Genomic DNA, 18,870 nt, shown 5'->3' on the forward strand with positions numbered 1-18,870 from the left:
ATCTGGACAGATTGTTATGTATGGCCGCCTCCGTCAAATGCGAGCCACCAGCCGCGCGATGACGCCCTCCACCGTCTCGCCCTCGGCGCGGGCGGCGAAGGTGAGCGCGATGCGGTGCTTCAGCACCGGCTCGGCCAGCGCCCGCACGTCGTCCAGCGACGGTGCGAGGCGTCCCTGGATGAGCGCCCGGGCGCGGGCGGCGAGCGTCAGCGCCTGGCTGGCGCGCGGCCCCGGCCCCCACGACAGTCTGCCCGCCGGATCGTCCGGCCGGCGGTTCTCGCCGGGGCGGGCGGAGCGCACGAGATCGAGAATCGCCTCGACGACGCTGTCGCCCACGGGCAACCGGCGCACGAGACGCTGGATCAGCGCCAGCGTATCGGCGTTGATGGCGGCGGTGGGCGCTTTCTCCTCGACGCCGGTGGTCTCCAGCAGGATGCGGCGCTCCGCGTCGCGGTCGGGATAGGTGACATCGATCTGCAGCAGGAAACGGTCAAGCTGCGCCTCGGGCAGTGGATAGGTGCCCTCCTGCTCGATCGGGTTCTGGGTCGCGAGAACGTGAAACGGTTGTGGCAGGTCATAGCGCGTGCCGGCGATGGTGACATGATGCTCCTGCATCGCCTGCAGCAGCGCAGACTGGGTGCGGGGGCTCGCGCGGTTGATCTCGTCGGCCATCAGGAGCTGGGTGAAGATGGGGCCGTGGACGAAGCGGAAGCTGCGCTGGCCGGTCGCGCTCTCGTCGAGGATCTCGGTGCCGAGAATGTCGGAGGGCATCAGGTCCGGCGTGAACTGGATGCGCTGGCTCGCGAGGCCCAGCACCGCGCCCATGGTCTCGACGAGCCTCGTCTTGGCAAGGCCCGGCACGCCGACGAGCAGCCCGTGGCCGCCCGCGAGCACGGTAACGAGCGCGAGTTCCACCACGCGCTCCTGCCCGAAGATGACGGAGCCGATGGCGTCGCGTGCCCGGCCGATGGCCGTGAGGGCGGTTTCGGCCTGGGCCACGAGGGCGGTGGCGGCGATGGTGGCGTCGTCGGGCGCTGATGCTGTCATGGGTCCGGTTCCTGTCATGACGCGTCGCGGCGACCGGCGCCGCGCAGAGTTGTTGAATCTTGATCGTTCAGTTGTTGGGCACAGACATCCTGTCAGTCAAGCCGCCCCCCGGGCTATGATTGGGACAAAACGCGGTGATGACTATGTTATGAGCAAGGAACGTGTCATGAATCGGGTCGCCGGCACGGTTCGACGAACGGATGAACGACGGGAGGTGGATATGACAGCGACATCGCCGGGCGGGACCGGCCCCCATTCCGGCAGGCAGCCGCCCGGCCAAGGCCACCCGCATGGCGAAGCCTATGGCGAAGCGCGCAGCCAACCGCCGGCGGCGCTTGCCCATCTGCTCGCCGCGGCATCCGGCACGGGCGGGCGCGCCGGGGTCGAGCGCTGGAACCCGCCCGACTGCGGCGACATCGACATGCGGATCGCGGCGGACGGCGTGTGGCTCTATCAGGGCTCGCCCATCGGCCGGCCGGCGCTGGTGCGGCTTTTCGCCTCCATCCTGCGGCGCGAGGGCGAGCGCTACGTGCTGGTGACGCCGGTCGAAAAGGTGGGGATAAAGGTCGACGACGTGCCCTTCCTCGCCGTCGAGATGACGCATGATCCGGTGTCGGACAAGCTCTACTTCCGCACCAATCTGGACGACGCGGTGGAAGCGGGGGAGAATGCGCCGCTGCGCTTCGAGATCGACGCGGCGGGCGGCTTCCGGCCCTATGTGAAGGTGCGCGGCGATCTGTGGGCGCGCCTCACCCGGGCGCTGGTGCCCGATCTGCTCGCGCTGGCGCGGGAACGCGAGATCGACGGCCGGTCCGTCATCGGCATCGCCTCGGGAACGGCCTTCTTCCCCATCGCCGACAGTGCGGACTTCTTCGACGAGGGTGGCGCGTGACGGTAATCGGAAACGGGGACGATCTCGTCTCGCACCTTGCCGCGCGGCTGTGCCACGAGCCGCCGTTCGCGGCGAATGCCGCGAGGCCGGTGGAGCATGTCACCGGCGATCACGCGCTCGGCGACGCCCTGCCGGACATCCGGCCCGCGCGCCCTGCCGCCGTGCTGGTGCCGCTCATCGCGCGCGGGGCCGGGGAGGGCGGCGCGGGCTACTCCATGCTGCTGACCCAGCGCGCCGCGACGCTGCGCCAGCACGCCTCGCAGATCGCCTTTCCGGGCGGCAAGATCGACGCAGCCGACGCCTCGCCGCTCGCGGCGGCGCTGCGGGAGGCGAGGGAGGAAATAGGCCTGCCGGCCTCCCTGGTGCAACCGCTGGGGTATCTCGACGGTTATCTGTCCGGCAGCGGCTACAGCATCGTGCCGGTCGTCGGCCTCGTCGATCCGGCATTCTCGCCGGTGCCCAACCCCGGCGAGGTGGATGAGGTGTTCGAGGTGCCGTTCGATTTCCTGATGAACGTCAACCATCACGAACGCCACGCGCGCGAGTGGCAGGGCACGCTCAGGCACTATTACGCCATGCCCTACGGCAGGCGCTATATCTGGGGTGCGACGGCGGGCATCATCCGCAACCTCTACGAAAGGGTGTATGCGGAACGGAACGATCAGGCGTCATAAGGGGCTGCCATGACCAGAGCCGTTTTCGAGGCGCTCGTGCTCTTCCTGAGCCCGTTCTTCCTGTTCGGGATCTATCTCTACCTGCGCCGGCGCAATCCCCTGACGCGCGAAGCCTGGGACGGCCACGTGCCGTGGCTCGTGCTGGCGGGGCTCGCGGTCGCCATCCTCGGGCTCGTCATCGGCGGCCTGACGGCGGAGCGCCACAGCGGCGCCTACGTGCCGGCGCATATCGAGGACGGCAAGCTGGTTCCGGGCCGTTTCCAATGACGCGGGACCGGCGCGTCCAGGACCTGCTGGCGGACCCCGCCCTGCGCCGGGTGCTCGCCGCCGTCGACGCCGGCGGGGCCGAGACGCGCGTCGTCGGCGGCGCGGTGCGCAACGCGCTGATAGGGCGGCCGGTCAACGACATCGACTGCGCCACCACGGCGCTGCCGCAGGACGTCGCGGATCTGGCGCGCGCCGCCGGATTGAAGGCGGTGCCGACCGGCATCGACCACGGCACCGTCACCGTGATCTGCGAAGGGCGGCCGTTCGAGATCACGACCCTGCGCCGCGATGTCGCGACCGATGGCCGGCGCGCCCAAGTCGCCTTCGGCACCGATTTCGCCGCCGATGCCCGGCGGCGCGACTTCACCATCAACGCGCTCTATCTCGACAAGGCGGGCACGGTCCACGACTTCACCGGCGGCCTCGCCGATATCGCGGCGCGGCGGGTACGCTTCATCGGTGCGGCGAGCGAGCGCATCCGCGAGGACTTCCTGCGCATCATGCGCTTCTTCCGCTTCTCGGCGGAATACGCCGCGGGCGCGCTCGACGCCGAGGGCCTGTCCGCGTGCATCCGCGAGCGCCACGGCCTGGTGCGCCTGTCGCGGGAGCGCGTGCGGGCCGAGTTGCTGCGGCTCATCGCGGCGCGGCGCGCGGTGGAGGTGGTCGGGGCGCTGGCGGACACGGGGCTTCTCACCATGCTCACCGCCGGCGTGCCGGAGCTGGGGCGTTTCGCCCGCGCCGCCGCGCGCTCCGCCGACGCGCTGACGCGTCTCGCGGCGCTGGCGGTCAGCACGCCCGAGGACGCGGACAGGCTGCGCGAGCGGCTGCGGCTGTCGAACGACGAGCACGCGCGCCTCCGCGCCACCGGGGCGCTGATCGCGCAGCTGCACGGGCGCGCGACGCCGGTCGACCCGCGCGTGCTGCGCCGGCTCGCCGTCGAGCACGGCCTGCCGCCGGTGGCCGATGCGCTCGCGGCCGTCGACGGCGAGCCCCTGCCCGACATCACCGACGACGCCCGGGCGCTGCTCGACGCTTACCTCGATGGCCGGGAGACGCCACCGGTGTTTTCGCTCGCCGGCAAGCATGCCGCGCAGGCGGGCGTCGCGCCCGGCCCGCGCATGGGGCGGGTGCTGGCGCGCGCGCGTGACCTGTGGCTCGACGCCGACACGCCCGCGGATGCCGCGAGCCTTGCAGCCCTGCTCGAGGAGGCGGTCAGGCTGGAGCCGTGAGCATGCGCCTGTCCATGCCCTGCGACCACAGGCACAGCCCGAGGCCGCCGGCCGCCAGCGCCGCGCCCACCAGCGGCAGGCCGTCATAGCCCATGCCGAGAGTCAGCGCCGTGCCGCCGATCCACGCGCCGGAGGCGTTGCCGAGGTTGAACGCCGCCTGATTGAGGCTCGACGCCAGATTGGGCGCATCGCTCGCGGTGTCGACCACCCGCAGTTGCAGCGGTGCCGCGATGGCAAAATCGACCACGCCCCACAGGACGATCACGACGACCGCCGCCTGCCACACCGGGGCGGCGAAGTGCAGTGCCGTCAGCAGCAGGATGATTCCGCAAAAGATGGCGACGAGCGACGTCATCAGCCGCCAGTCGGCGAGCCTGCCGCCGAGAAAATTGCCGATGGTGATGCCGATGCCGAACACGAGCAGCACCCAGGTGACATGATGCGGCTCCAGCCCCGACACCTCGCGCAGCAGCGGCGCGATATAGGTGAAGACGCTGAACAGGCTCGCGGACGCGAGCACGCTCATGCCCATGGCCAGCAGCACCTGCGACTTGCCCAGCACCCTGAACTCGCGCACGATGCTGGCCTTGGGGTTGGCGATGTTGGCGGGCACCAGCAGCACGAGCGCCGATGCGGCGGCGACGCCGATCAGCGACACCGCCCAGAACGTCGCCCGCCAGCCGAGCTGCTGCCCGAGCGCCGTGCCGGCCGGCACCCCGAGCACGTTGGCGAGCGTCAGGCCGCCGAACATCAGCGCCACCGCCTGCGCGCGCCTGTTCTTCGCCACGAGGCCCGCCGCCACCACCGCCCCGATGCCGAAATAGGCGCCGTGGCAGAAGGCGGTGACGACGCGCGCGCCCATCAGCAGCCAGTACGTCGGCGCGAGGGCGCACAGCACGTTGCCGACGATGAACACGCAGGTGAGCCCGATCAGCGTCGCCTTGCGCGGCAGGCCGTTGGTGGCGATGGCGATGATGGGCGCGCCCACCACCACGCCCAGCGCATAGCCCGACACGAGATGGCCGGCGGCCGGAATGGTCACCCCGAGATCGGCGGCGACCTCCGGCAACAGTCCCATGATGACGAATTCGGTTGTGCCGATGCAGAAGGAGGCAGCGGCGAGGGCAAGCAGCGACAACGGCATGACGAACGTTTCCCACGCACAAAAAACGCCGCGCGGGCGCGTCGGCGTTTTCATGCACAGGATGCGGCAAAGATGGAAAAGAACAATCCGGTTTGCTGCAGCGCAGCTATGCCGCCTGTTGGGGGCGTCACCACAGATCCGTCATGATCGGTCACATGATTGGTCAAAGGAATCAGGCGACGGCGATCTGTCCGGCGAGGATCGCGCCGAAAAGCGCGGCCAACAATACGGCGCCGTCATGGAGCGCGAGCACGAGGCGCGACGGCCGCCCGTTCTCGTGCAGCCAGAACGTCGTGCCCGCCACCGCGACCGACCACCCGGCGCCGAGCAGCGTCAGCGCCACGGTGAAGAGCGCCGCGTCCTGCGCCACGGCGAAGACGGGAACGCCGAGCGCGATCAGGCCGAGCCCGGCCAGCGCGATGAGCGGCGGCGTCACCCGTTCCGGCAGGCGGGCGGTGAACAGCGCGGGCGCGTACATCGCCACCGTGTGCCACGATATGCCCGCGAAAATCAGTCCCGGCGACAGGCCGCAGCCGGCCATGGCGAGCGGGGCCGCGGCCATCAGCAGGGTCATCACGAGCCAGGCGACGACGCCGGCGAACGTCGCGCCCGCCACCGCCCCCCAATCGGTGGGGACCGGCGTCTCGCCCGCTCCCCCGGCCTCGACCACGGCGGCCGAGGCGGCGGGCAGGGTGAGCGCCAGCGCGAATGCGCCGAGTTGCGCCGCCGCTGCGGCCAGCGCCGTGCCGACGAACAGCATGGGCGCGGCGAGCCCCTCGGCGAATCCGGCAACCGTCGGCGCGACGAGGCCGATGAGCGCGCCCGCGCCGAACACGGCGGCGATCGCGGCCTTGCGGTCGGCGGGACCGGCGACGTGGGCCGCCGCGTGGCGGTAGAACAGGCCGAAGCCGTTGGCGATGCCGAGCCAGAACGCGCCGAGCAGCAGTGGCGTGAACTGGCGGTTGACGAGCGCCCACGCGATCATCAGGCCGCCGGCGATGCCGAGGCTCGCGCCGAGCGCGAAGGCGGCGCGCCGGCCGAAGGCATCCATCAGGAACGAGGCGGGGAAGGTCGCGACCGTTGCCCCGACCAGCATCGCGGCATAGGGCAGGGTGGCCATCCAGGGCGCCGGCGCGATGAAGCTGCCGGCGAGTGGCAGCGTGCCGACGGCGAGCACCTGCGACAGCACGGCGAGGGCGAAACCGGCCGCGAGCCGCGTCACGGTGTGGCTCGCGGCCTGATCCGCGATCAGGGTCGCCGGCGCGCAGAGGCAGGCGAGCCTGCCCGCGCGTGCCGTGAACTCGCCGATCGGCATGCTCATCCGCGCATATCCGTGCGCTGATCCGGCCGGGCGGCCGGCGGCAGGTCGTCGTCGTTGAGCACGCGCAGGCTCGCTCCCTCGATGTCGTCGTACTGGCCGGAGCGCATGCACCACATGAAGCTCGCAAGCCCGCCGAGCCCCAGCAGCAGCGCCAGCGGCACCAGTATCAGCAGCACGTTCATGGCGTCACCTCTCGCGCGATCTCCCGCCGCGCGATCTCCTGTCGTGCGATCTCCTGCCGTGCGATCTCCTGCCGTGTCAGCGGGCGCGTGCCGAATTCGGGCACGGCGTCCCTGGCGGCGGCCTTGCCCTCGCCGAGCCGCGCGCGCAGCGCGTTCCCGGTCACCAGCAGCGACGAGCCGGACATCGCCACCGCCGCCACGAACGGCGTCACATGGCCGAGGAACGCGAGCGGCACCGCGATCATGTTATAGATAGCAGCGATGCCGAGGTTCTGCAGCATCAGCCGCCGCGCCCGCCGGCTCACCAGCACGGCGGCCTTCACCGGTGCCAGCCGCTCGCCGAGGAACACGCCGTCCGCCTGGGCCTGGGTGAGATCGGCGGCGGTGACAGGCGACAGCGAGACGTGGGCCGCGGCGAGCGCCGGCGCGTCGTTGAGGCCGTCGCCGACCATCAGCACCCGGCGGCCGCGCGCCTTGAGCGCTTCGAGCGCGGCGATCTTGTCCTGCGGCGTCAGGCCGCCCTGCCATGCCTTGACGCCGAGCGCCACCGCAACCGGCCCGACCGCCTCGGGGCGGTCGCCGGACAGGATGATGAGGTCGCAGCCGCTCGCCGCGAGGCCACGCGCGATTGCGGCGGCGTCGCTGCGCAGCGTCTGGCGGATTTCGAGCAGCGCCCGCCGGTCGCCCCATTGCACCGCCGTCAGCGACGTATCCGTCTGCGCCGGCGCGCTCACCGTCCCGAAACCGCAGAACGCCGGGCTGCCGAGGCGGGCTTCCAGACCGTCCACGACGAGCCTGACGCCCTCGCCGGAACGCTCCTCCACGCCGTCGAAGGGCGCCGCGCGTCCCGCCTCCTGCGCGACAGCGCCGGCGAGCGGATGCGTGCTGGAGAGGGCGAGCTGGCCTGCGAGCGCCAGCAGATCGGCCGGCACGTCGGGTGCGTTGGCGACGCGCGGCTCCGGCACCGTCAGCGTGCCGGTCTTGTCGAACACGATGGTGTCGATTTCGGCGAGCCGCTCCAGCGCATCGCCGGAATTGAGCAGCAGATTGGCGCGGAACAGCGCTCCCGCCGCCACGATCTGCACCGCCGGAATGGCGAGCGCCAGCGCGCAGGGGCAGGTGATGATGAGCACCGCGATCGCCGTAATGGCGGAATCGCGGAACGTATGCCCTGTCACGAGCCACACGATCAGCGTGATCAGCGCCGCGCCATGGACGATGGGCGCATAGGCGCTCGCCGCCCTGTCGGCGAGCCGCCGGTAGCGGGAGCGGCCTTCCTGCGCGCGCTCCAGCAGCCGCTCGATGTCGTCGATGAGCGTCGCCTGGCCGGCGGCGGTGACCTCAATGGTCAGCGCGCCGGCGCCGTTCAGGCTGCCGGCATAGACCATGCCGCCGGTCTCGACCCTGCGCGGCCGCGTCTCGCCGGTGATGAGGCCCTCGTCCACACTGGTGTCGCCGGCGAGCGCGCGCCCGTCCGCCGGCACCCGCTCGCCGGGCGCTACCAGCACGCGATCGCCCGGCCTCAGGGCTTCGGCGGGCGTGAGCGTGACGCTGCCGTCCGCCTCGATGCGCCGCGCCGTGATCGCCTTGAGCGCGGCGAGATTGCCGGCCACGGCGCGGGTCTTGCGCCGCATGGCCTGATCGAGCACCCGCCCGCACAGCAGGAAGAACAGCAGCGTCACCGCCGCGTCGAAATAGGCGTTCTCGGCGTGGTTGAGGGTCTCGAAGATGGACATCACGAGCCCGAGCGTGATGCCGATGACGATCGGCACGTCCATGTTGAGGTGGCGGGCGCGGACCGCCCGCCATGCGCTCACGAAGAAGGGCTGGCCGGCATAGGCGGTCGCGGGCAGCGCGATGAGCGCGGAAATCCAGTGGAACATGTCGCGCGTCTCGGAGGTGATGTCCGAGACGTTGCCGGCCCAGACCGACACCGACAGCAGCATGACGTTCATGGAGGCGAAGCCCGCCACCGCGAGGCACTTCAGCAGGTGCTGCATGTGGCGCGCCTCCGCCTCCTCCGCCTCGCGGGGGACATAGGGCTGGGCGCGGTAGCCGAGCCGGCGCAGGGCGTCGAGGATGGTCGCGGGCGAAAGGCGCGCCTCGTCCCAGTTCACCGACAGCCGGTGGCGGCCGTAGTTGACGCGCGCGCCGATCATGCCCGGCAGGCGCCCGAGGCCCTGCTCGATCTCGCCGATGCAGGCGGCGCAGGTCATGCCCTCGACGGCGAGATCGAGATGCGCCGAGCCGCTGTCGCGGCGGATGTAGCCGGTGAGGTCGATATTGGCGAGCATCGTTTCGTCCTCAGTTCAGCACGACGCGGCCCGACGAGCGGAACATCTGCTCGCCGCCGCGGTCGAGGTCGAGATCGACGATCCAGTGTCCGGGGGTGGCGTCGATCGACGCCGCGTAGGTGCCGTCGCCCCTGTCGGCGAGCGGAATCGACTGGTCGCGCCGGGAGTCGGTCGGATGCGAGAGGATAAGCCGCGCCTCCAGGCCGGGGAGGGGCCTGCCCCGGGCGTCGCGGACGGAAACCGAGACGGGCCCCGACGCGGCGCAGCCGCTCTGCGCGATGACGCAGCCCGTGCGGCCGGCGGCGTCGCGGTGGGGCATGTCGATGTCGACCTGCCAGTTGAGCGCCGCCTGCGTCCGGGCCGCATCCCGGTCGCGCGCGAAATCGAGGCCGGCGCGGTAGCTGCTGATCTTCTCGGCCCCGCCGTGGGTGGAGATCGCGGCGCGGATCATGACGACGTTGACGGCGGTCACCGTGCCGAAGAAGCCGATCAGGCACAGCAGCACCATGCGGCCGGTCAGCTTGCGCTCCTTGGGCGGGCGGGCATCTCGGGGCGGGCGGGCGTCTGGCGAGGGCGCGACGGTCGGCATGATGATCCCCTTCATTTCGTTGACTCTGAAAAACTACCTGCCGAAGAAATGGTCCTGGGCGCTGGCCGTCGACGCGCCGCTCGCGTCGCGGATGTGGAAGACGACCTCCACTGAAGTCGGCACCGTGCCCGGCGGCTCGTCGTGGATGGTGATGAAGGCGCGCACCTCGCGGGTCTGGTCGGGGCCGATGGTGATGGCCACGCGGCCCTCGGTGGCCGCCTCGTCGCCGATGGCGGTCAGTTCCGCGCCAGGGATGGGTTGCCCGTCGCTGCCCGCGATGCTGATCTCGAACGTGCGCGCGTCGTGGTTCTTGTTGATGAGCCGCAGGGTATAGGCGTTGCGCACCGAGCCGTCGGTCAGGCGCACGAACATCGGACTGCGGTCGTGCAGCACGTTGATGCCCGCGCTCGAACGGGTAGCGAGGGTGTAGAGCATCGCGCCGCCCACGGCGGCGATGATCAGCACATAGACCGCCGTGCGCCAGCGGACCACCCGCACATGGGTGGGCCGGCCCTCCATCCGCGCCTTGACGTTGAGATCCGTGTCGTAGGCGATGAGGCGCGTGGGACGGCCGATCTTGTCCATGACGCTGTCGCAGGCGTCGATGCACAGGCCGCACTGGATGCAGCCGAGCTGGCTGCCCTCGCGGATGTCGACGCCGGTGGGGCAGACGTGGACGCACTGCAGGCAGTCGATGCAATCGCCCGCCGGCTGTCCCTTCTCCCGCAGCGCGGCGCTGCGCTTGACCGATCCGCGCGGCTCGCCCCGGTCGTAGCGGTAGGTGACGTTGAGCGCCTCCTCGTCGGTCAGCGCCGCCTGGATGCGCGGCCAGGGGCACATGTAGAGGCAGACCTGCTCGCGCATGTGCCCGGCGAGCGTGTAGGTGGTGAAGGTGAGGATGCCGATCCAGACATAGGCCATCGCCGGCGCGGTGAAGGTGGCGAGTTCCCACACCAGCGTCGGCGCGTCGGCGAAGTAGAGCACCCACGCGCCGCCGGTCCACCACGCGATGATCAGCCACAGGCCGTGCTTGGCGGTGCGCCGCAGCGCCGTGTCGAGGCTGAGGGGGGCGTTGTCGCGCTTCATGCGCTCGCGCCGGTCGCCCTCCGTCAGCCGCTCCACGGCGAGGAACAGGTCGGTCCAGACCGTCTGCGGGCACAGATAGCCGCACCACACGCGCCCGGCGACCGCGTTCATCAGGAACAGGATCAGCGAGGCGAGGATCAAGAGGCCGGTGACGTAGTAGAACTCCTGCGGCCAGATCTCGATGAAGAAGAAATAGAAGCGCTTGGTGACGAAGTCGATCAGCACCGCCTGATCGGGCGCGTCGGGCCCGCGGTCCCAGCGCACGAAGGGCAGCAGGTAATAGATGCCGAGGGTGACGACCAGCACGATCCACTTGATGCGCCGGAAGGTGCCGTGCACCTTCTGCGGGTAGATCTTCTTCCGGGCGACGTAGAGCGGTCCGTCGCCGGAATTCGCGGTGGTCGTGGTGTCGATGACGCGGGTCGTACCCATGGCGATCACTCGGTCGTGTGGCGTCACTCGCCGCCGCCCAGCGTATGCACGAAGACGGTCAGGGCCTTGATGGTGGTATCGTCGAGCCTGCCTTGCCAGGCCGGCATGACCGAGCCGCGCCCGTGCCAGACGCCGTCGACGATCGTATCGCGGTCGGCTCCGAACAGCCAGATGCCGGTCGTCAGGTTCGGCGCGCCGAGCTCGCGGTTGCCGGTGCCGTCTGCGCCGTGGCAGGAGGCGCAGTTGTCGGCGAACACCGTCGCGCCGGTCTCCAGATTGGCGGCGTTCTCGGCCGGCAGGCCCGAGAGCGAGCGCACGTAATCGGCCACCGCGACGATCTCCGGCCGCTGGAGCATGCCGTCGCGGCCGAAGGCCGGCATGTCGCCGACGCGCGCGTCGTCGTGGCCGGAGCGGATGCCGAAGCGGATCGTCTGCTCGATGTCGGCGAGCGTGCCGCCCCACAGCCAGGCGTCGTCATTGAGGTTGGGATAGCCGACGGCGCCGGCGCCGCCCGCGCCGTGGCAGGGGGCGCAATTGTCGCCGAAGGCCGGCCGGGCGAGCGCCGTGGCGAAGCTCAGCAGTTCCGGATCGGCCTCGATCTGTGCCGTGGAGGCGGCGTCGAGCCGGGTCATCATCGCCGAGCGCTGCTCGCGCAGCTCGCCGAGATGCTCGGCGACCTGCCCGCGCGAGGACCAGCCGAGAATGCCCGGCGTGAAGCTCGAGATCAGCGGCCAGGACGGAAAGGCGATCCAGAAGCCGATGGCCCAGATGATGGTGGCGTAGAACGTCCACAGCCACCAGCGCGGCAGGGGGTTGTTCAGTTCCTGGATGCCGTCCCATTCGTGGCCGGTGGTGGTGACGCCGGTGACGGGATCGACCTCGTGTCCATGGCCGTCGGTATGTTGGGTGTTCTGCGCCATGATCCTCAGTCCTCCCGCAACGGAATGCGCGCGGCCTCCTCAAACCCCTTCTTGCGGGAGGGGGCGAGGGCGTAAACCAGAATGACGATGAATATGCCGACGAAGTAGAGCAGGCCCCATGTCTGGGCGAATTCTGCCAGCGTTTGATACGTGGTCATGTTTGGCTCCGCCTATTGCATCAAACCAGAAAATGGGGACCGTTTTCTGGATGAATTTGGTGCTTAAACAAAGAGATAAAGCAAATTCCAAGAGTTTTGCCTTATCGGATGTTGGCCTTGTTGTCGTAGAGCTTGAAATCGACATGGGTGCCGAGGTGCTGCAGATAGGCGATCAGCGCGTCCGCCTCGGTGATGCGGCCCGGCCGCCCGCTGAAGCTGCGGGCGATGGCGTTGGGATAGCGCTCCAGGAAACCGTCGACGTCGGGATCGTCCTGCGTCGCCTGAATGATGAGATCCGCCTGCGCCCGGGTGACCTGCTCCTCGGTGTAGGGGACGCCCGCCGCCCGCAGCACGCTCATGTCGTCCGCGATGTGGCGGAAGTCGAGTTCCCGCTGTTCCAGGAAGCCGTAGCGCGGCATGATCGACCCCGGCACGACCGAGACGGGATCGCGCAGGTGGTCGCGGTGCCAGGCGTCCGAATACTTGCCGCCGACGCGCGCGAGATCGGGCCCGGTGCGCTTCGATCCCCACTGGAACGGGTGGTCGTACATGCTTTCCGCCGCCAGCGAGTAATGGCCGTAGCGTTCCACCTCGTCGCGCAGGGTGCGGATCTGCTGGCTGTGGCAGTTGTAGCAGCCCTCGCGCACGTAGATGTTGAAGCCCGCGAGCTCCAGCGGCGACTTCGGCCGCATGCCCTCCACCGTCTCGATCGTGCTCTTCAGGTAGAACAGCGGAACCGCCTCCACCAGACCGCCGATGGCGACCACGATGACGATGCCGATGATCAGGATGATCGAGTTCTTCTCGAAGATCGCGTGTTTTTGCCAAAGCGACATTGGCGTCTTCTCCTTGGTCGTCCTTACTCAGCGGGCGTCAGCGCCGGCTTCACGGCGGTTTCGGGTTCGGCGTCGGTGGCTTCGCCGTATTTCACCGTGGCCCACAGGTTGTAGACCATGATGAGCGAACCGATGAGGAACAGGATGCCCCCGAGCGCCCGGATGACGTAGAAGGGATGCATCGCCTCCACGGTCTCGATGAACGAGTATTCGAGGAAGCCGAGGCTGGTGTAGGCGCGCCACATCAGGCCCTGCAGGATGCCCGCCACCCACATCGAGGTGATGTAGAGCACGATGCCGATGGTCGAGATCCAGAAGTGCAGGCTCACGAGCCGCAGCGAATAGAGGCCCTTGCGGTTCCACAGCCATGGCACCAGGCAGTAGAGCGTGCCGAAGGAGATGTAGGCCACCCAGCCGAGCGCCCCCGAATGGACGTGGCCGATGGTCCAGTCCGTGTAGTGCGACAGGGCGTTGACCTCGCGCACCGACATCAGCGGCCCCTCGAACGTCGCCATGCCGTAGAAGGCGATGGCCACCACCATGAGGCGCAGCACCGGGTCGGTGCGCAGCTTGTCCCACGCGCCGGACAGCGTCATCAGGCCGTTGATCATGCCGCCCCACGAGGGCATCCACAGGATGACCGAGAACGTCATGCCGAGCGTCTGCGCCCAGTCGGGCAGGGCGGTGTAGTGCAGGTGGTGCGGGCCGGCCCAGATGTAGATGAAGATCAGCGCCCAGAAGTGGATGATGGACAGCCGGTAGGAATAGATCGGCCGCTCCGCGCGCTTCGGCACGAAGTAGTACATGATGGCGAGGAACGGCACGGTCAGGAAGAAGCCCACCGCGTTGTGCCCGTACCACCACTGGATCAGCGCATCCTGCACGCCGCTCCACACCACGTAGGACTTCGACGAGAAGATCGACACCGGGATGGCGGCGTTGTTGCCGATGTGCAGCACGGCGATGGTGACGATGAACGCGAGGTAGAACCAGTTCGCCACGTAGATGTGCGGCTCCTTGCGCCGCGACAGCGTGAGCAGGAACACGAGCAGATACGCGACCCACACGACCGTCAGCAGCAGGTCGGCGTACCATTCCGGCTCGGCGTATTCCTTGGACTGGGTGATGCCGAGCAGGTAGCCGGTGCCGGCGACGACGATGAACAGGTTGTAGCCGAGCACCACGAACCACGGCGCGATGTCGCCGGCGAGCCGCGCCCGCGACGTGCGCTGCAGGACGTAGAACGAGGAGGCGATCAGGACATTGCCGCCGAAGGCGAAGATCACCGCCGAGGTATGCAGCGGCCGCAGACGGCCGAAGTTCAGCCAGCTCGCCAGGTTCAATTCCGGAAACGCGAGCTGCAGCGCGATGATCACGCCGACAAGGAAGCCCGCGACCCCCCAGAAGACGGAGGCGATGGTGGCGAACTTCACCGGGCCGAAATTGTAGTTCGGGCGGCCGTCGATCTCCGCCGGGGGCAGTTCGGCGGGCCGGGCGTAGAACCGGTCGATGATCTTGAAGACGCCCCAGGCGCTTGCGGCGGCGAGCAGGAAGGCATGGAAGGAATAGGCCGACGTGTGGGCCTTCGCGCCGATGAGAATGAACAGGAACGTCAATGCCGCCAGCACTGTTGCCGTGCCGGCCTCGCCGAATGTCATGCGTTTGATGGGTGCGATCGCTTGCGTCATGGTTCTGTCCGCCATCTCAGAAACGCCGGATCGGCTGCGCCCGGCTTACGACTGTTTTTACCATTGGTACGCGTCGTTCTTCCCCTCCTTGATTAGAATCAATTTTCTTAGAAAGTGGACCTTGCGTCGCATAAACATCTCGGAGGGGTGTATTGTGATCCGGCGCAATGCCCGCGGTCGGTGGATCCGTCATAATGGCGGGCGCAGACGGCTATGGATCGCCGGAGAGGGCGCCGCCGACGCGCGGCTGGGGGTCGAGACGGGAGCGGGCCAATGAAAGCACGGGATATCCTGACGTCGAACGTCATCACCGTTGATCTCGAAACCCCGTTGCCCGCGGTGGCGGATCTGCTGGTGCGCCACCGCATCGGGTCGGTCCCCGTCGTCGACGGGGAGGGGGCGGTGGCGGGCGTCATTTCCGAGGACGATTTCCTGCGCCGGGTCGAAACCGGCACGCAGCGGCGGCTGTCGCGGCTGGCCGAATTCTTCACCAGCGACACCGCGCTCCAGTCGGATTACGTGCGGTCGCGCGCGCTCAGGGCCTGCGACGTGATGCGCGCCGGGCTGCCGCACGTCACGCCCGACACCGAACTCGGCGAGATCGTCAACGTGCTGGAGCATCACAACATCCACAGCGTGCTGGTGCTGGAGGCGGGACGGCTCGCGGGGATCATCAGCCGCAGCGACCTCGTCCGTGCCTTCGCCTCGGCCGCGCATGCCGAATCGGCGCCGACGGAGGACGACAGGGCGATCCGCGAGGCCCTGCAGGGCGAGCTCAAGGCGCAGCCGTGGGGGCGCCGCTTCGAGAACACGATCGTCGTCGTCGACGGGGTGGTGCACCTGTGGGGAAGCGTCGGCTCGGACACGGAACGCGCCGCGTTGCGCGTCGCGGCCGAGCGCATCCCGGGCGTGCGCAAGATCGAGGATCACACGGTGCTGCGCGGCGTCATCCTGTCGCGTCGCTGAGGCGGCCTGTCCCAGCCGCTCTATCTCTTTGCCAGCCGCTCTATCTCTTTGTTTGTGCATCAGATTTATCCAAAAAACGGCACCCATTTTTTGGTTTGATGCTCTAGCCTTCGCCGCGTCCGTTCGGGGTGCCGGTCATGACCTGGTAGATGGCCTCGCTCAGCGCGTTGTTGAGCAGCGGCTTCTCGATGATCCGGACGCCGGCCGCGTCCGCCCGGCTGCGCAGCGCAGCGCTCGGATAGCTCGTGATCAGGATGGCAGGCATGGCGGCCCGCCTGTCGTCGGTGAGCGAGGCCAGCAGGTCGAGGCCGCTGATGCCGGGCAATTTCTGGTCGACCACGAGACAGGCCCGGCTGGGCAGGTCCCGCGCGGCGAGGAACTCGGCCGGGCTTTCATAGCAGCGCACCGAGAAACCCTCGATCTCCAGCGAGAATTTCAGCGACCCGAGCACCGCCGGATCGTCGTCGATCACCAATACCACGTGGTTCCTCGCGAGGTGACGGCGTCTGCCGGCTTCCCCGGGGGCATGAGGATCGCTTCCATTGGAATCCGCGCCGGGATCAATCACCGCAGGCCACCGCTCTTGCATCCGCCAGCCTGATGTTTCGGAAGGCATTTCCGGCCGGCACCTGCGTCATTCCGGCACACTCGGCGCGGGAGCGCCTTGACCTTCATCAATTGATCCCTGACAGCCGCAGGGGATCGGCGGCCCGGGCTCACCCCACGGCGCGGTTGCGCAGATCGATTCCGCCGACGAGCGCCATGCGGATGAGATGCGACAGGCTGGTCGCGTTCATCTTGGTCATCACATGGGCGCGGTGCACCTCGACGGTCCGCGGGCTGATGCCGAGGGCGGAGGCGATATGCTTGTTGGACAGGCCGGTGACGAGGCAGTCCAGCACCTCGCGCTCGCGGCTGGTGAGGGTCTGCAGGCGTTCGTTGATCTCGATCACGTCGGCGGCGGCGCGCGGGGTCTTGGGCCGGTCCCCGAGCGCGTTCTCGATCGCCGCGAGCAGCACCTCGTCGTCGAAGGGCTTCTCGAGGAAATCGCTGGCGCCGGCCTTCATGGCCTCGACCGCGAGCGGGATGTCGGCATTGCCGGTGATGACGATGAGCGGCAGGTCGACGCCCTTTTCCTTCAGGGTGCGCAGGAGCTCGATGCCGCTGATGCCGGGCATGCGCACGTCCGATACGATGCAGCCGCCGAGCCCCCAGGGGCGCTGTTCCAGAAAAACCTCCGCCGAGGGGTAGGTGAGCACGGTGAGGTTCATTCCCCCCAGCAGGAAGGAGAGCGAATCGCGGACGGATTCATCGTCGTCAATGACATGCACGGGTCCGCTACGCATCCTCAGGACTCTCCTCTAGCACCGCACGACGCAGGGTGAAGCGGAAGGTCGTGCCGGTCGCGGGCGACGATTCCGCTGAAATCTGCCCCCCGTGGGATTCGACGATCGTGCGCGAAATCGACAAGCCCACGCCCATACCATGGCGTTTGGTGGTGATGAAGGGCTGGAAAAGCTTTTGCGCGACCTCGGGCGCAAGCCCCGGTCCCGTGTCCGCGACGCTCACCGCCACCTGGGCACCCTCGATGGCGGCGGTCGTGACCACGATGTTGCGGGTGGGCGAATCCTGCACCGCCTCCAGCGCGTTGCGCAGCAGGTTGACCAGCACCTGCTGGATCTGCACCTTGTCCGCGAGCACCCAGGCCGCCTCCGGGTCGAGGTCGTAGGTGACGCGCGCGCCGTATTCGCGTGCTCCCACGAGGGCGAGCGCGCTCGCCTCCTCGATGATCTTGGTCAGGTTCTCGACGCGCCGCTCGCTCTCGCCGCGGGTGACGAACTCCCTGAGCCGCCGGATGATCTGGCCGGCGCGCAGGGCCTGGTCGGAGGCCTTCTCCAGCGCATCCCGCACCTGAGCGACGCGCGGCCCGTCATCCGTCTCCAGCAGGCGGCGCAGGCCGCGCAGGTAGTTGGCGATCGCCGTCAGCGGCTGGTTCAGCTCGTGCGCGAGCGTCGAGGCCATTTCGCCCATAGCCGTCAGGCGGGAGATGTGGACGAGCTCCGTCTGCAGGTCCTGCAGGCGCGCCTCCGTCATCTGGCGCTCGGTCAGATCGCGGACGAAGCCGGTGAAGAAGGTCTCGCCCGGGCCCGACGTCTCGCCCACCGAGAGCTGCATGGGAAAGGTCGAGCCGTCCTTGCGCCGTCCCATCACGACGCGGCCGATGCCGATGATGCGCTTCTCGCCCGTCTGCAGATAGCGCTCGATGTACCGGTCGTGGTCCTCGCTGTAGGGCGAGGGCATCAGGATGCTGACGTTACGCCCCGTGACCTCGCCGGCCTGGTAGCCGAACAGCCTTTCGGCGGCGCGGGAGAAGGAATGGACCCTGCCGAAGCGGTCGATCACCACCATGGCGTCGGGCACGGTGTCGAGGATCGATTCCAGATGCGCCTCGCGCGCCTTGAGATCGCGCGTCGCGGCGGCCGCCTCGGCTGCGGCGTTCTGGCGGTGGTTGCGCAGGCGCTCGCCGTAGTAGGCCATGCCGAAGCCGAGCAGCGCGAACGCCATCGCGCCGGCGACATCGGCCTGCGCATCGGCCTGAAGGTGCTTGCGCAGCAGCCATGACACCGCCACGGCGAGAACGGTCGCCGTGATGCCCGGCCGCAGGCCGCGCTCGCAGGAGGCGAGCACCGCGAGCGCCAGAATGGGCATCAGCAGCGCCGGCTTGTCGCCGAGCTGGAACAGATAGCCGAGCAGGGCGACGAAGGCGACGGAGACGACCGGTCTCGCATAGTCCTGCGGAAAGCGGGCAGCGCCCGTCCCGCCCGTTGGCGGCGCGGCGGGCGGCACGGCGCGTGCGGAACCGGCGGAAAACGGGCATGCGCCCTCCCTCTGCCCGCGCGCCTCCCCGTGCGCGCCGGTCGGGGACGCGGGAGCGCCGCTCTCCGAGGATTGTCGTTCCGGAACGGGCGTTTGCCGGATCATCGCCACCCCCGCCGCGCCTCCTGTTCCATCCGCATTCGCCCCGCTTTCCCGCCGGGAGCGGGACCTGAACCGGGGGACATGCTCGAGTCCTACGGGATTCCCCTTACGCAGTCGACCGAATTTCGCCTGCCGCCTGTACGGGCTACAAAAAATCAGATGACGG

19 protein-coding genes are annotated in these 18,870 nt (G+C 69.0%); 5 read left to right on the plus strand and 14 right to left on the minus strand.

Features of this window, described 5'->3' with window-relative positions:
• Positions 1-33: 33 nt before the first annotated feature.
• Entirely contained in the window at positions 34-1,047 is a 1,014-nt protein-coding gene (locus ACUSIJ_RS11620) for an AAA family ATPase (protein ID WP_449308551.1), read from the minus strand.
• Positions 1,048-1,267: 220 nt separating this feature from the next.
• Between ACUSIJ_RS11620 and ACUSIJ_RS11625 the strand changes: the two genes are divergently transcribed.
• The 4 genes from ACUSIJ_RS11625 to ACUSIJ_RS11640 are packed head-to-tail and all read left to right on the plus strand — an operon-like array spanning position 1,268 to position 4,109.
• Positions 1,268-1,939, plus strand: coding sequence for a DUF1285 domain-containing protein (locus ACUSIJ_RS11625; RefSeq protein WP_449308552.1), 672 nt, complete (start codon positions 1,268-1,270; stop codon positions 1,937-1,939).
• The gene (locus ACUSIJ_RS11630) at positions 1,936-2,613 is read left to right on the plus strand and encodes a CoA pyrophosphatase (protein ID WP_449308553.1); all 678 of its coding nucleotides are present in this window, start codon (positions 1,936-1,938) and stop codon (positions 2,611-2,613) included. Before ACUSIJ_RS11625 ends, ACUSIJ_RS11630 begins: the two co-directional genes overlap by 4 nt.
• A 9-nt stretch (positions 2,614-2,622) precedes the next feature.
• A complete protein-coding gene (locus tag ACUSIJ_RS11635) occupies positions 2,623-2,880 on the plus strand; it encodes a DUF6111 family protein (RefSeq protein WP_449308554.1) in 258 nt (85 codons plus the stop codon).
• A complete protein-coding gene (locus ACUSIJ_RS11640; RefSeq protein WP_449308555.1) occupies positions 2,877-4,109 on the plus strand; it encodes a CCA tRNA nucleotidyltransferase in 1,233 nt (410 codons plus the stop codon). The genes ACUSIJ_RS11635 and ACUSIJ_RS11640 overlap by 4 nt, the downstream gene beginning before the upstream one ends.
• Here ACUSIJ_RS11640 and ACUSIJ_RS11645 read toward each other — a convergent pair.
• From ACUSIJ_RS11645 to ccoN, 10 genes are all read right to left on the minus strand, one after another.
• The gene (locus tag ACUSIJ_RS11645; protein ID WP_449308556.1) at positions 4,093-5,253 is read right to left on the minus strand and encodes an MFS transporter; all 1,161 of its coding nucleotides are present in this window, start codon (positions 5,251-5,253) and stop codon (positions 4,093-4,095) included. The two genes, ACUSIJ_RS11640 and ACUSIJ_RS11645, sit on opposite strands and share 17 nt — an antisense overlap.
• A gap of 172 nt (positions 5,254-5,425) precedes the next feature.
• Positions 5,426-6,574 carry a hypothetical protein gene (locus tag ACUSIJ_RS11650; RefSeq protein ID WP_449308557.1) on the minus strand — a complete coding sequence of 383 codons (1,149 nt, stop codon included), beginning with the start codon at positions 6,572-6,574 and terminating at the stop codon, positions 5,426-5,428.
• The gene (gene ccoS, locus ACUSIJ_RS11655; RefSeq protein WP_449308558.1) at positions 6,571-6,756 is read right to left on the minus strand and encodes a cbb3-type cytochrome oxidase assembly protein CcoS; all 186 of its coding nucleotides are present in this window, start codon (positions 6,754-6,756) and stop codon (positions 6,571-6,573) included. Before ccoS ends, ACUSIJ_RS11650 begins: the two co-directional genes overlap by 4 nt.
• Positions 6,753-9,050 carry a heavy metal translocating P-type ATPase gene (locus tag ACUSIJ_RS11660; RefSeq protein WP_449308559.1) on the minus strand — a complete coding sequence of 766 codons (2,298 nt, stop codon included), beginning with the start codon at positions 9,048-9,050 and terminating at the stop codon, positions 6,753-6,755. The genes ccoS and ACUSIJ_RS11660 overlap by 4 nt, the downstream gene beginning before the upstream one ends.
• Before the next feature lie 10 nt (positions 9,051-9,060).
• On the minus strand, positions 9,061-9,639 hold the full coding sequence (locus tag ACUSIJ_RS11665; RefSeq protein WP_449308560.1) for a FixH family protein: 579 nt from the start codon (positions 9,637-9,639) through the stop codon (positions 9,061-9,063).
• Between the two features lie 33 nt (positions 9,640-9,672).
• Positions 9,673-11,157, minus strand: a complete 1,485-nt coding sequence (ccoG, locus tag ACUSIJ_RS11670; RefSeq protein WP_449308561.1) for a cytochrome c oxidase accessory protein CcoG — start codon at positions 11,155-11,157, stop codon at positions 9,673-9,675.
• A gap of 23 nt (positions 11,158-11,180) precedes the next feature.
• On the minus strand, positions 11,181-12,077 hold the full coding sequence (gene ccoP, locus ACUSIJ_RS11675) for a cytochrome-c oxidase, cbb3-type subunit III (RefSeq protein ID WP_449308562.1): 897 nt from the start codon (positions 12,075-12,077) through the stop codon (positions 11,181-11,183).
• A 5-nt stretch (positions 12,078-12,082) separates the two neighbouring features.
• Positions 12,083-12,235 (minus strand): cbb3-type cytochrome c oxidase subunit 3, encoded by a 153-nt coding sequence (locus ACUSIJ_RS11680; RefSeq protein WP_449308563.1) that lies wholly within the window; start codon positions 12,233-12,235, stop codon positions 12,083-12,085.
• A 101-nt stretch (positions 12,236-12,336) separates the two neighbouring features.
• The gene (gene ccoO / locus ACUSIJ_RS11685; protein ID WP_449308564.1) at positions 12,337-13,071 is read right to left on the minus strand and encodes a cytochrome-c oxidase, cbb3-type subunit II; all 735 of its coding nucleotides are present in this window, start codon (positions 13,069-13,071) and stop codon (positions 12,337-12,339) included.
• Between the two features lie 23 nt (positions 13,072-13,094).
• Positions 13,095-14,759 (minus strand): cytochrome-c oxidase, cbb3-type subunit I, encoded by a 1,665-nt coding sequence (gene ccoN, locus ACUSIJ_RS11690; protein ID WP_449308565.1) that lies wholly within the window; start codon positions 14,757-14,759, stop codon positions 13,095-13,097.
• Between the two features lie 273 nt (positions 14,760-15,032).
• Here ccoN and ACUSIJ_RS11695 point away from each other — a divergent pair, with 273 nt between their 5' ends.
• On the plus strand, positions 15,033-15,725 hold the full coding sequence (locus tag ACUSIJ_RS11695; RefSeq protein WP_449308566.1) for a CBS domain-containing protein: 693 nt from the start codon (positions 15,033-15,035) through the stop codon (positions 15,723-15,725).
• A gap of 103 nt (positions 15,726-15,828) precedes the next feature.
• Here ACUSIJ_RS11695 and ACUSIJ_RS11700 read toward each other — a convergent pair whose 3' ends face one another.
• The 3 genes from ACUSIJ_RS11700 to ACUSIJ_RS11710 all read right to left on the minus strand — a co-directional run bounded on the left by ACUSIJ_RS11700 (position 15,829) and on the right by ACUSIJ_RS11710 (position 18,707).
• Positions 15,829-16,206, minus strand: a complete 378-nt coding sequence (locus ACUSIJ_RS11700; RefSeq protein WP_449308567.1) for a response regulator transcription factor — start codon at positions 16,204-16,206, stop codon at positions 15,829-15,831.
• 235 nt (positions 16,207-16,441) lie between these two features.
• Positions 16,442-17,071, minus strand: coding sequence for a response regulator FixJ (gene fixJ / locus ACUSIJ_RS11705; protein ID WP_449308568.1), 630 nt, complete (start codon positions 17,069-17,071; stop codon positions 16,442-16,444).
• Positions 17,064-18,707, minus strand: a complete 1,644-nt coding sequence (locus ACUSIJ_RS11710; protein ID WP_449308569.1) for a PAS domain-containing sensor histidine kinase — start codon at positions 18,705-18,707, stop codon at positions 17,064-17,066. Before ACUSIJ_RS11710 ends, fixJ begins: the two co-directional genes overlap by 8 nt.
• Positions 18,708-18,870 lie beyond the last annotated feature (163 nt).

The sequence above is a fragment of the Pseudochelatococcus sp. B33 genome (assembly GCF_053570585.1).